Annotated in this window: 10 protein-coding genes and 1 pseudogene; 5 read left to right on the top strand and 6 right to left on the bottom strand. The window is 48.4% G+C overall.

The features are described 5' to 3' along the window. The first annotated feature begins 105 nt into the window (after positions 1 to 105). The 3 genes from ACXX82_RS24615 (at position 106) to yjfF (ending at position 3,898) form a co-directional block, all read left to right on the top strand. Positions 106 to 1,698, top strand: a complete 1,593-nt coding sequence (locus ACXX82_RS24615; protein ID WP_322240699.1) for a sugar ABC transporter ATP-binding protein — start codon at positions 106 to 108, stop codon at positions 1,696 to 1,698. 119 nt (positions 1,699 to 1,817) lie between these two features. Beyond that, positions 1,818 to 2,855, top strand: coding sequence for an ABC transporter permease (locus tag ACXX82_RS24610; RefSeq protein ID WP_322240697.1), 1,038 nt, complete (start codon positions 1,818 to 1,820; stop codon positions 2,853 to 2,855). Further along, complete coding sequence (gene yjfF / locus ACXX82_RS24605; RefSeq protein ID WP_458563935.1) at positions 2,855 to 3,898, top strand: galactofuranose ABC transporter, permease protein YjfF; 1,044 nt, start codon at positions 2,855 to 2,857, stop codon at positions 3,896 to 3,898. Before ACXX82_RS24610 ends, yjfF begins: the two co-directional genes overlap by 1 nt. Before the next feature lie 19 nt (positions 3,899 to 3,917). Here the strand turns inward: yjfF and ACXX82_RS24600 are convergent, their stop codons facing one another. After that, positions 3,918 to 4,505: an O-methyltransferase gene (locus ACXX82_RS24600; protein WP_322239226.1), complete on the bottom strand. Its 588-nt coding sequence runs from the start codon at positions 4,503 to 4,505 to the stop codon at positions 3,918 to 3,920. Positions 4,506 to 5,368: 863 nt separating this feature from the next. On the opposite strand from ACXX82_RS24600, the gene ACXX82_RS24595 reads away from it, so the two are divergent. Together ACXX82_RS24595 and ACXX82_RS24590 are read left to right on the top strand one after the other, a co-directional pair. Continuing rightward, complete coding sequence (locus tag ACXX82_RS24595) at positions 5,369 to 6,052, top strand: PEP-CTERM sorting domain-containing protein (protein ID WP_322239224.1); 684 nt, start codon at positions 5,369 to 5,371, stop codon at positions 6,050 to 6,052. A gap of 265 nt (positions 6,053 to 6,317) precedes the next feature. Beyond that, a complete protein-coding gene (locus ACXX82_RS24590) occupies positions 6,318 to 7,346 on the top strand; it encodes a nucleoside hydrolase (protein ID WP_322239222.1) in 1,029 nt (342 codons plus the stop codon). 276 nt (positions 7,347 to 7,622) lie between these two features. On the opposite strand, the gene ACXX82_RS24585 is transcribed toward ACXX82_RS24590, so the two are convergent. The 5 genes and pseudogenes from ACXX82_RS24585 to modA all read right to left on the bottom strand — a co-directional run bounded on the left by ACXX82_RS24585 (position 7,623) and on the right by modA (position 11,487). Beyond that, the gene (locus ACXX82_RS24585; RefSeq protein ID WP_322239220.1) at positions 7,623 to 8,537 is read right to left on the bottom strand and encodes a PEP-CTERM sorting domain-containing protein; all 915 of its coding nucleotides are present in this window, start codon (positions 8,535 to 8,537) and stop codon (positions 7,623 to 7,625) included. Positions 8,538 to 9,249: 712 nt separating this feature from the next. Continuing rightward, on the bottom strand, positions 9,250 to 9,699 hold the full coding sequence (locus ACXX82_RS24580; RefSeq protein ID WP_322239218.1) for an SRPBCC family protein: 450 nt from the start codon (positions 9,697 to 9,699) through the stop codon (positions 9,250 to 9,252). A gap of 378 nt (positions 9,700 to 10,077) precedes the next feature. Continuing rightward, a pseudogene (locus tag ACXX82_RS24575) lies at positions 10,078 to 10,218 on the bottom strand (DUF1801 domain-containing protein); the annotation flags it as partial. Positions 10,219 to 10,436: 218 nt separating this feature from the next. Beyond that, a complete protein-coding gene (locus ACXX82_RS24570; protein ID WP_416186885.1) occupies positions 10,437 to 10,583 on the bottom strand; it encodes a TetR family C-terminal domain-containing protein in 147 nt (48 codons plus the stop codon). 67 nt (positions 10,584 to 10,650) lie between these two features. Continuing rightward, positions 10,651 to 11,487 carry a molybdate ABC transporter substrate-binding protein gene (modA, locus tag ACXX82_RS24565; protein ID WP_458563934.1) on the bottom strand — a complete coding sequence of 279 codons (837 nt, stop codon included), beginning with the start codon at positions 11,485 to 11,487 and terminating at the stop codon, positions 10,651 to 10,653. Between the last annotated feature and the right edge of the window lie 528 nt (positions 11,488 to 12,015).

The following is a 12,015-nucleotide window of genomic DNA, read 5'->3' as shown; positions in this document are numbered from 1 at the left end:
CATTCACTGTTCTGTTGTATGGCTAATGCATCTCATCCTATTGCTGCGCGCATCTTAACTTTTTTGTGCCGGTAATGGGATTCTTCGGGAAGTCTTTTGCCCATGATGACATCCATTACTACGCCATTATCGACCCCATTTTCTAGTCCTGAACATCGCTCGAAGCCGGTGTTAGAACTCAGTGGCATCTATAAAGCATTCCCCGGCGTCAAGGCATTAACTGATGTCGATCTCCTGTTATTTCCGGGAGAAGTGCACACGTTGATGGGCCAAAATGGGGCTGGAAAATCAACACTCATCAAAATATTGACCGGTGTTTATAAACCCGATAGCGGACGTATCCTGTTAAACGGTCGACCGGTGCAACCGCGTTCAACTCTGGAAGCCCAAAATCTTGGAATCAGCACGGTTTATCAAGAGGTCAATTTATGTCTCAATCTATCGGTTGCTGAAAATATCTTTATTGGCCGTTATCCGATGAAAAATGGTTTCATCGATTGGCCGATGATGAAACAAAATGCCCAAACATTATTGGCCGAATTACAGGTTGACATCGATGTGACCGCGCCGTTATCACGCTATTCGCTGGCGGTGCAGCAAATGGTCGCCATTTCACGCGCACTCAGCATTTCAGCCAAAGTATTAATTCTGGACGAGCCAACTTCAAGTCTTGATGACAATGAAGTCCAAATGCTGTTCACTGTATTGCGACGCCTGCGTGAACAAGGGCTGGCCATTTTGTTTGTGACCCATTTCCTCGAACAGACATTCGATATTTCTGATCGTATCACCGTATTACGTAATGGCATCCGTGAAGGCGAATACCTCGTCAACGCCTTATCCCGCTACGACCTGGTCAACAAAATGGTTGGCGTCAGCGCTGAAGAAGCGCTTGCGCTCAGCAACGCGCGTGAAGAAAATTTGCAGTCATTGCCATTAACCGAGGTGGACCAAAACTCAGCCAGCAGCGCCACCTACATGGAGGCAGCAGGAATTGGGCGTAAAGGCGCGTTGACACCACTGGATCTTACATGTCGCAGTGGGGAAGTACTTGGCTTATGTGGCTTATTGGGTTCAGGGCGGACCGAAGCGGCACGTCTATTGTTCGGCGCAGATAAAGCAGACTCGGGAACCATCGCCATCAAAGGTAAGATTCACAAATTTAATTCGCCACGTGACGCGATTGCTGCCGGTATTGGATTCTCGTCAGAGAATCGCAAAGAAGAAGGCGCGATTCTTGAACTCAGCGTGCGAGAGAATATTATTCTAGCCTTGCAAGCGCGGGCAGGACTGATGCATGTCATCGGTCGCAAGCGCCAGCAGGAAATCGCCAATAATTATATTAAATGGCTTGGTATTAAAACGCCCAGCGCAGAAACCCCCATTGGCAAGCTATCCGGTGGCAATCAGCAAAAAGCATTGTTGGCGCGCTGGCTGGCGACCGATCCCGAAATGCTCATTCTGGACGAACCGACACGTGGCGTTGATGTGCGTGCCAAGCAGGAAATCATGGATTATGTCGTTTCACTCTGTCGCAAAGGAATGGCAATTCTGTTCATCTCATCTGAAATTGACGAAGTATTGCGTTGCAGCGACCGCATTCTGGTGTTACGGGACCGCAAAGCGTGCGGCCAGTATTTGCGCGGTGAGCTGGACGACGCATCAGTCCTGCAAGTCATTGCCGGAGATGCAGCATGAGTGTCGATAAACAACTGAAACCATCAGCGGCTATGCCAACAGAACAATCTGCAATCGCAGCTAATGCCTCGACTGCCTCGACTGCATTAGCCTTACCAACTGCAAGCCAATCCAGCTGGATGCAACATCCCTTATTCTGGCCCACGGCAGCGTTAGCCCTTTTACTGCTAATCGACCTGATCATGATCCCCGGATTTTTTCGATTAGAAATCAAAGATGGACATCTCTATGGCAGCGTGATCGACATCATCAATCGTGCAGCGCCGTTAATGCTGGTAGCGCTTGGCATGACATTAGTCATCGCCACACGTGGCATCGATATCTCGGTCGGTGCAGTCGTGGCGATCTCTGGCGCGGTCGCTGCGGGACTGATCGGCGGCGATATGGTGATGATCAACGGCGCACCAGAATACGTCAGCAAAATGCCGATGGTGTTTGCGCTCTTGATCGCCATGGGCGCGGCGTTGCTATGCGGCGTCTGGAACGGATTGTTGGTTTCCACCTTGGGTTTGCAGCCCATCATTGCCACCTTAATCCTGATGGTGGCGGGGCGCGGTTTAGCGCAATTGCTCACTGACGGACAAATCATCACGGTGTATTACAAACCGTTTTTCTTTCTCGGCAGTGGCTATTTATTCGGTCTGCCGTTCTCGTTATTTATTGTGCTGGCGGTCGGTGGCTTACTATTGTTGCTGATGCGTAAAACGGCGCTTGGTCTCTTTATTCAGGCTGTCGGTATTAATCCGGTTGCATCCCGACTCGCTGGTATTAAAACCTCGGCACTGATTTTTTTCGTGTATATGTTTTGCAGCGCCTGCGCAGGGATGGCGGGTCTCATGATTAGCGCCAATATCAAAAGTGCCGACGCCAACAACGCCGGTCTGTTGATGGAACTCGACGCAATCCTGGCCGTGACCTTGGGTGGTACATCCTTGGCCGGTGGTAAATTCAGTTTGGTTGGCAGCATCATCGGCGCATTAATTATTCAGACACTGACCTACACCATCTATTCAATTGGCGTTCCACCTGAGGTAAACATGGTGGTCAAGTCCATCGTCGTATTCATCGTTTGTTTGTCACAATCGTCGCAATTTCGCTGGCATTTTTCTGCTGCCGGAATACGCAGTTTCAAACATTTTTTTGCGGCGACCAAATAATGAAGAACGCCATACAAAACCTTCCCAAATCACTGACATTGCCCAAGTCTGCTGCATCGCAGACCCGCTCATTATTTAATTCACCTTATTTCACCTCCGTGATTACGGTGGCGTTATTTGCCATCATGTTCGGTCTTGGCTCCTTCTCTTATACTGGATTTTTTTCAGTGCAAGTATTTTTCAATCTCCTGATTGATAACGCCTATTTGCTGGTCATCGGTCTTGGCATGACCTTTGTGATTCTGTCCGGCGGGATTGATCTGTCGGTCGGTTCAGTATTAGCGCTGACCACAATGATCTCGGCCTATTTGCTCGAAAGCCTGCATTGGCCGCCGTTATTTGTCATGATTTGCGTACTCCTGATCGGATCGCTATTTGGCGCATTCATGGGCGCATTGATTCATTTCTTTAAATTGCAGGCCTTCATCGTCACGCTCGCGGGAATGTTTTTTGCGCGCGGTTTATGCTACCTCATCAGCATCAATTCCATCACCATCGATAACCCGCTCTACGTGTCGCTATCGCAGGCCAGATTGACGTTTTTCGGTGCGTTCATTTCTCCCAGCGTCATGATTGCCCTCGTCATGCTGGGGGTGGCGATCTATCTCGCGCACTACACCCGTTTTGGTCGCGCCGTCTACGCCATTGGCGGTGATGAAGAATCGGCATTGCTGATGGGTTTGCCGGTTGGCCGTACCAAAATACTGATCTATTCCTTCAGCGGATTTTGCGCGTCACTGGCCGGGATTCTGTTTTCACTTTACATGCTGTCCGGCTACGGCTTACACGCCCAAGGCGCAGAGCTCGACGCCATTGCAGCAGTTGTCATCGGCGGCACGTTATTGAGCGGTGGTTACGGCTATGTTGCGGGCACGCTATCGGGCGTATTGATCCTCGGCGTCATTCAAACACTGATTACATTCGACGGCACACTGAGCTCGTGGTGGACCAAGATCGTCATCGGCGCATTGCTGTTTATATTTTGCCTGGCGCAACGTTTGCTGGCGATTGGTGGAAAGGCGCGCGGGAAAGCGACGGCATAATTGTAGGAATATTGCGACTTCATTTTTCCTTTGTTGCAAGAAATTCGCCTTTCCCTACGGGAACCAGGCTCGTCACAAAATCGCCATCTGCTTGAATTATGTTGATAAATAGCGCCATCTCTTTAGCGTGAGACGTGGCGTTATCCACCACCAGCAATCCACCACGACGCAGCACACGCTTCAAATCCGGCCACCATCCACCATATTCAGAGCGGTCTGAATCCAGAAAAATCATATCGAAGGCCGCATCTGCCGCACCGCTCAACACGGCGCCAGCATCTCCCTCAATTTGGGTGATATGGTCGGCCAAGCCCGCTCGGACGAAGTTCTTTGCCGCCATTGCAATTTTAAATGCCGACATCTCAACAGTCGTCACTTTGCCATCAAAAGTCCGTGAAGCATCAGCTAACCAAAGGGTTGAGTAGCCGTTAGAAGTGCCGATTTCAAGAATGCGTTTAGCGCTCATGATTTTTATCAGTACAGACAAAAAATCGCCCGTGTCACGCGTAATGTTCAACATGCGGCCTGGTCGATCCCTCATCAAATCGTCATTCGCGTGACCGAACTCTTCCAACTCGTCCAAAAGTTCTTTCAATGTTGAATTCATTGCTTACTCCGCATAGTGAGTGTTGAGAGAGCCTTGCAAACCGCCGATATCGCGATAATCATAAGGCATGGGCAATGACGGTAAAAATCCCGAGTTTAATAGGTGTTCTGATCATATTACAAATGCCGAGTGGCAGTTTCGCTTACCTGGCTGTCATTTTTGGAGTGTTTTGACTTGGCTAGCAAGACGCCGGTGGATTAGTTAAGGGCAGGCTGAAAGCGAAAGGGTATAAGGCATGATGTTTTCTTTTGTGTGTGGTTAAACCCGCGCCCCGCTTCCAAGCGGGTGGGCGGCAAATGGTAGAGTTGGAAGACTGGCGCACAAAAGCAAACCAGCAAGCACGAAGACTTGCCCGCCACAGCCGCCCTTTGAGGCAAAGAGAGATGATTGCACATAAAAAAAGGCACTAGATCGTTTTGTGCGATTTTGTGTTTTCAGGCTTTCAAACCTGGTTTCCTTTTTATCAGGGACGAAAAGAGCATAAAGCAAGACGGTAAAATCTGTGAAGTCTTGATTTTCAGTTGATAAAAAAGTGATTAGACGCGATGCGTTCGCGGATGATCCAAAGCGTTTGGGTGACCCCTTAGCCAATTACAAATTAAAAAAATGGCGATAGGGAGAGCAGCCGGTGCCTCACGTATTGTATTTTCCTGGTCGACGCAGATCAAATTGTCAGTATTTTTTACACTCTTGCCGTGAGATAGGTTTGAAAAAATCATAAGTCCATGATTTAAAACAAATAGTATATGTGGCATAACTATTGCTATTTAGTCATTGGAAAATCTATTTCATGTCTAAGGTGCGCAACTAAAGCTATGTAATCAAGGGCAGCGACTTTAGGGTAATTATTTAACGGGGAAGTTATGAAAAATATTAAAAAAATCGCTTTCGTTGCTGCCGTTACCGTCACAACATTATTTTCGGTATCGGCACAGGCAACCCTCACAACTTACACTAACCTGGCGTTATTTGAGGCTGCTGCGGGTGCAACCTCTCTAGAAACCTTTAGCACTGCTACCCCCAACGTATCTGGCAATAATTTTGCCGGTACCTTTAACGGTTTTTCGCTGTCCAGCGTAGCGAACGGTAACAAGAGCGGCATTTCGACCGGATCTATTAGTGGCAGTGACAATACGGCGATTCCGGCAAATTTTTCCGGCCAAAATTTCTATGGTTGGGGGGAGGGAACTCAAGGTAACGTCGGTCCTACTACCACCTTTAGTTTTGGTCGTGCGGTTCAGGCGCTTGGTTTCGATTGGTTCGATACGGATGTTACTGATAGCTATTCATTGAAAGTCAATGCCTTGACTACGGTAGTTTTCAATTACAAATCGAGTGGCTTTTTTGGTGTTATTGCTAGCGCTGGCGAATCATTTACCACTGCATCAATCCAGACATTCACCGATGGTGGGTTCATTTCAACCGAGGGTTTTGATAATGTCCGTGTCTCCGCCGTTCCTGAACCGACTTCGCTGGCTTTGTTGGGTCTTGGAATCTTAGGCTTCGTCGCTTCACGACGCAAAGCAACTAAGCATACCAGAGGCTGATTCCTCATTTTTTCCATGGTCCGCTGATTAGGTGATTTCCGCTACCTGGTCAAGAAAAGTCTCCCACGATGACATTCGGCGAGACTTTTTTATTTGTCCGGTCCCATTTTATGTCCCGTCCAAAACAAGTTGCATATGCAAATCCCGCTATCCGTCCCTCGCCGAATTAAAAGGACGTTATCAACCTTGCGGTAATATCCACTGTTGTCTGGCTTATCGCTGCCATCTCCACACATATCCTCCACATAGGACAAGGAATTTACTTATGCAACGTTTCAATCTTTATTGTAGGCAGCTTCTGCGAGGCTTATTACTGTTGTCGCTATTGAGCATAACATCCGCTCACGCGGCCGAAAAGCGCGATCTCATCATCGATACCGATCCGGGCGCCGACGATGTAGTGGCGTTACTTCTGGCGCTGGCATCGCCCCAAGAGCTCAATGTGTTGGCCATCACCACCGTAGCAGGCAATGTCCGTCTCGATAAAACCTCACGTAATGCCCGGCTAGCGCGCGAATGGGCTGGGCGTGAAGACGTGCCCGTGTATGCGGGAGCGCCAAAACCACTGATGCGGACGCCAATCTATGCGGAGAACATCCACGGTAAAGAAGGGTTGCCGGGGGTGACCGTGCATGAGCCGAAACAAGGGTTGGCTTCCGGTAATGCGGTCCAGTATCTGATCAATACCTTGAGCAAGGCCAAACCACATAGCATCACCATCGCCATGCTCGGGCCGGAAACCAATCTCGCGCTGGCACTGATGCAGGCACCGGAGATTACCAACGGCATTAAGGAAGTCGTGGTGATGGGTGGCGCGCATTTCAACGGCGGCAACATTACACCAGTCGCAGAATTTAATATCTTCGCTGATCCCCAGGCCGCGCAGGTGGTGTTGGCAAGCGGTGTCAAGCTGACTTATATACCGCTCGATGTCACCCACAAGATTCTGACCAGTCCGCAGCGGCTCAATCAGATTGCCGGATTACACAATCAGGCGGGTACGCTGGTCAGCGACATACTTAACGCCTATGTTCCCGCCGACATGCTGCATTACGGTTTGTCTGGCGGTCCGGTACATGACGCCAGCGTTATAGCGTGGTTGCTGAAGCCAGAGCTGTTCAGCGGCAAGCAGATCCACGTTGACATCGATAGCCGAGAGGGAATAGGTTTTGGTCAGACTGTCGCCGATTGGTATGGCACGCTTGACCAAAACAAAAATGCATTCTGGATCGAAAACGGTGACGCCCAGGGTTTTTTTGATTTGCTTACGGCACGACTTGGACGCCTGAAATGATCATTGGTTAGGCTGGCCTATTTGACTGATAAATATCGACGGAATGTCTGCCGTACGAATTTAGTTGTCGGGCGCGATTGTTTGCGGCCTTTGATTGCATTGATCAGCTCTATGCCAACAGATGTTTCTTGCTACCATTGAAAAGATTCACTTGGTCACATCGGGGACGCGCCATGCCGGCAGCATCCTCGGTGGTGAGTTATTCCTTGCCTTGAATGGCATTTATAGCGCCAAAAAAGCTGAGGAATACCTCATCGCAGATCAGTTAATTGAAAATCACATTAAACGTTTTTTTCGCATTACAGCGATACCAAACAGTCCCAAACCTAGCAATGCCAGGGTTGCAGGCTCCGGCACCGCTTGGCCACCTGTCAAACCAATATCGTAACCACGCCATGTTCCTTTAGCTTGATCCACTACCCAGAACTGATCGTTCGCATAGCTATAACTGAAGTTAGAATCAAAGCTAGTGCCGCCGGATATCAGAGTTGCCGAGCCAAGATCTTGGCCAGTCATACTCCATGCATTCACAGTGCCATTGTAGTAGGTCAATAAATCATTGCCAACGATAGCCAATCCACGGCCTTGTGGATAGCTAGCCTGAGATCCACTAAAACCCGCTAAAGTGATGGCTCCAAGATAGTTACCCGTTAGATCCCAGGAGCGGACTTGACCCGCGGATTGTGCCAAATATTCGGTGCCCGCGCTATTCATTACAACGGCAGACTGAGAATCCAAGGATCCGCCATTCAACGTTACCAAACTCGTAAAATGACCAAATGAGGTTTGTTGGTAAATAACATTGCTGCCATAGCCGCGCGCTAGCAAATTATTTGAAGAATTGGTGAACACCGAGCGGAAGTCAATTCCGGGCGAAGGTGATGCCGAAGCGATTAAAGTGCCATTAGCAGCGTACTTTGAATAGGGGCTAGATTGAGAGCCACCTGATGCCGTATAGTAATTTACCCCATCCCAGGCAAGCGTCATGGTCGTCCCGGGATCTGCGTCGGTAAATGTCGTATTTTGTGTGTAACTTGGCTGTGTAAATACATTGGCTTGAGCTACAAAACTGACGCCAATTAAAGCTGCCGTGACCATTAAACCGCGAAAAGTGCTATGTTTCATCAAGAACTCCAATTGGATATATTTCTTTTTATTGTGAGAGAAAATAAGGCAATAGAAGGTAAGCATAAAACATGCCATATTAATAATATCAACCTAATCAATAGGTTAGCTAAAATATGACATATCGCATCTCGCATTGTGTAAGATTTTTCGACAAATAAAACCGAGAGTTGGTGATCGCAGTCGGTGGTCTAATCGTTTTCTTCACCGTTAAAAAACATAATCTTTATAGTGCCTCTCACAATTTGTGTAGGTATGCGATTTGTGTATCCAGCGTAGGTGCTTGCGTTCTGTTTTCTACTAAATCCCCCCGATTGGATATGCCGTATTCGAGCGTGAACCCTGTCTTTGTGTGTGGGAAATAATTCGGCCCCATCGACACTAAACATGAAACCATGTAGTTGCCAAAAATACCGTGTGCCTTAGCTCAGACGCACAGCCGCCCTGTGCAAACAAAAGCATTTTCACTGCCTATGATTTTTTGAGCGTGATAGATTTGCGGATCAAACCCGCGACGTAATCCTAATCGTTACCTTCGTTTTGAAGCAAATACGTAAGTGACGCTCAAAAATAGGGATTTGAGTAGTGCGTCACGGATCGCGCCGTCCACGGGAAAAGCAGGGCGTTGGCGCAAGCATCGATGCTGCGCCATTTGAAAGCCTTTCGTTCGGATTCTGGTTCAACATCCTGCGTAGGCGACGAGTATCCGCCGTCCGATGGAAAATAAGGCTTTCCCAAGAAGAGATTAAAACACCAGACCAGAACGTGCCTTGCCTGGCTACCCCGAAATCTCTGGCTCGACGAGTTTGGCAAGTTGCGCGAGCGACTCTTGCCAACCGAGATAACACATCTCCAGCGGAATGGCTTCCGGCAATCCCTCTTGCACGATACTGATTTCGGTTCCGCACAGCACTTCCTTCAAGCTCACCACTGTTTGCATTTCTCCTGGAAGGTTCGGATCGTCAAACTTGTCCGTGTAGTGAATTTTTTCGAACGGTACCAGTTCACGATATTCTCCGCTGAAGGAGTGCTCCTGGCCGGTTGCGAAGTTTGTGAACGACATCCTGTAAGTGCCGCCAGCTGTTGTATCCATGTGATGAATCTTGCAGGTGAAACCGTATGGCGGAAGCCACTTGGTCATTGCGTCAGCGTGTAAAAATGCACGATAGATGCGTTCTGGATTTGCACGTAGCACACGATGAAGTCGGATGATACCTTTGGTTTGCATGATCATTTCCTTTCGATTTGTTGTCGCGGAAGCGGCATATTTTAAATCGGCGACTAAATGATTCCAGGAAGTAAGTTGGCGTGACTGAGTTGACTGAGTTGACTGAGTTGAATAAGGCCGGTATTGAAAAAGTTAAAAGCCAAGGCCACACCCAATAATAGTCTCTCGCCTGATTGCGTCAAGTACAAGAGGTAAGTACAAGAGGTAGGCCATCAGATTGAAGGGAGAGGTGCGCCGAAGCATCAATCCCAAGGCTCGCCTTTGCAATGGCCTGCTATCGATCACCACGGCAGAATTCTAACGAGAAATCTGGTCAGTTCTGCGCTCGTAAAAATCGCGCGTTGTCGGGTATTTTCTATGGCGGAATTCTTCACTACTTTATTTTTTTGCAGTTTTTGCCTTGCCAGAGTCGTTAAGAGCAACCGCTTGGTTAACGAGCGCCCTAAAGGCGGACTCGTTCATGTCCTCTCCTTCGTGTATGTCAATTGCGCGGCGTACGTTTCCATCGAGACTAGCGTTGAGTTCCGCATTAAATCTTTCGACAAAGAAGTCCATGAATACTCTTACTTTTTGGCGTATTTGGGTACGGCCAAGCCACAAGATCCAAAAGGTTGACAAGCGCGTCATGTAAGCGTCCAGTGCTATCCTTCATTGGCCTTCAGTAGTTCCGACGCAAGCTGGCGAAATGCGTCGACTGCTTTGACTAACATGGTTGATGACGCATCAGAAGCTGCAATTCAAAGAGCGCCAATATGGGCAGTACCATTGATAAGTCGCGCCATAGCCTCTGCATCGACGGGCTTAATTATTCCGTCATCGACAAGTGACTGAATCGTCTGTGTTGTCCTGAAAAGGCATTCGTTTTGGCTAGGCCATTGTGATATTTATCGATAAGAAAGCAAACGCACGACCATTAAAATAGTCTCGGCCAAATACAGATAGCATGATTATCTATTTAGCTGAGGAGATCGCCACCGCCGTAAATTTATACTGACTCATTATTTTTTGCGCTTGCGGGCTTAAAAGAAACAGCGCAAATCGGTATGCAGCGATATGAGATTTCGGCTCCCGCGTCACGACAGATAAACCATAGTCGGCGGTGATTGACAGTGCTTCCGGCAGTTCGACAGACGTTAACTCGGGGTCAGGAGTGGTTTGACGCGAGCTGCAATAACCGAGGAAAATATTCACTTTCTTTTGTGCAAAGAAATATGTCACTGCATCCTTTGCTTGAGGAACAGGTGGATTGTTCGTGCCACCCACCAGTTGCTGTGCCTTCTTTTCCAGAACGGCTTGTGCGCCATGCCGTACTTTTTCCGCCTTCGCAAACATCATCCAAACGTAGTCGCCTCCGGGATCGGCCTTCGGTGTCGAGGTGCCTAACCTGACGCGCGGATCCATCAAGCGGTCCAGCAAATTTTCCGTGGTGAGGTTGGAGTTAGGCAGCGCTGTCGCGCACAATCTGTTGCGTACCAAAACAACAGGTTGCGTGGCAAATCCATCGTCCGCAAGTTTCTGCGGATGTTCCATATTAGCTGACACAAGGATATCAGCCGGTTCGCGATTTTCGATACGGTCCAACAACAATCCGGCTGGACCAAATACCGTTTCGATCTGCTGCCCGGTCTGCTGAGAATAGAGTTTGGCGACGGCAGTCATTGCACCGGTTAAGCTGCTAGCAGCAAATACTCTGACTGGTGCCTGGGCATCCGATGCAGCATTTGCAGCGCCCGTACCTAAAGCGAAGGAAAAAATTACGTATTTGATACATGTTTTGTGGTGGTTCATTTTGCTTGTCTTTTCATAGAATGTTTTTACGTCACCCGTCTTCACATTTGTCGATGTTGGCAACAATGGCGACGTTATAGAGCTTGTCTTGATCAATATCAAAATTTAGTCCCAGCGATGTCTTAACCCTTTTCGTAGAGGGCCAAACGGAAACGTGCCATTGCTTAATTCGCTCGCGCATCAATTCGGTCGGTGCTCGTAAGTGGGGAGGCATCACCTCGCGATGAAACGGGGATCTGTTGTCGGCAATTATTTTGCTATTAGTGCTGTATTCTAGAGAATATAGCGAATAAAGTGTAAACAGCTCCTCTGATTTCTTCTAAAGACCGGACAGCTTTGTGTAAATAAGCTGGATGATTTGCGAAGCGCGGCGGACAAGAGGGTGGGCTGTAAATAGCAGTGTTGATAGATTGGCATACAAAAACCAGCAAGCCCGAGACTTATCTATTGCCGTCGCCTATTGAAGATCGTACGAAGCAGATAAACATAAAAAACGGCATTGCGCCGTTTGTGGAGCGAAAGTAGAGC

The sequence above is a fragment of the Glaciimonas sp. GNP009 genome, assembly GCF_054343755.1.
This window is presented reverse-complemented; position numbering and strand designations above follow the sequence as displayed.

Excerpts from the sequence above, each read along its gene's own strand:
- ACXX82_RS24615 (WP_322240699.1), top strand. The coding sequence starts at position 106 with ATGACATCCATTACTACGCCATTATCGACCCCATTTTCTAGTCCTGAA.
- ACXX82_RS24610 (WP_322240697.1), top strand. The coding sequence starts at position 1,818 with ATGCAACATCCCTTATTCTGGCCCACGGCAGCGTTAGCCCTTTTACTG.
- yjfF (WP_458563935.1), top strand. The coding sequence starts at position 2,855 with ATGAAGAACGCCATACAAAACCTTCCCAAATCACTGACATTGCCCAAG.
- ACXX82_RS24600 (WP_322239226.1), bottom strand. The coding sequence starts at position 4,505 with ATGAATTCAACATTGAAAGAACTTTTGGACGAGTTGGAAGAGTTCGGT.
- ACXX82_RS24595 (WP_322239224.1), top strand. The coding sequence starts at position 5,369 with ATGAAAAATATTAAAAAAATCGCTTTCGTTGCTGCCGTTACCGTCACA.
- ACXX82_RS24590 (WP_322239222.1), top strand. The coding sequence starts at position 6,318 with ATGCAACGTTTCAATCTTTATTGTAGGCAGCTTCTGCGAGGCTTATTA.
- ACXX82_RS24585 (WP_322239220.1), bottom strand. The coding sequence starts at position 8,537 with ATGCTTACCTTCTATTGCCTTATTTTCTCTCACAATAAAAAGAAATAT.
- ACXX82_RS24580 (WP_322239218.1), bottom strand. The coding sequence starts at position 9,699 with ATGCAAACCAAAGGTATCATCCGACTTCATCGTGTGCTACGTGCAAAT.
- modA (WP_458563934.1), bottom strand. The coding sequence starts at position 11,487 with ATGAACCACCACAAAACATGTATCAAATACGTAATTTTTTCCTTCGCT.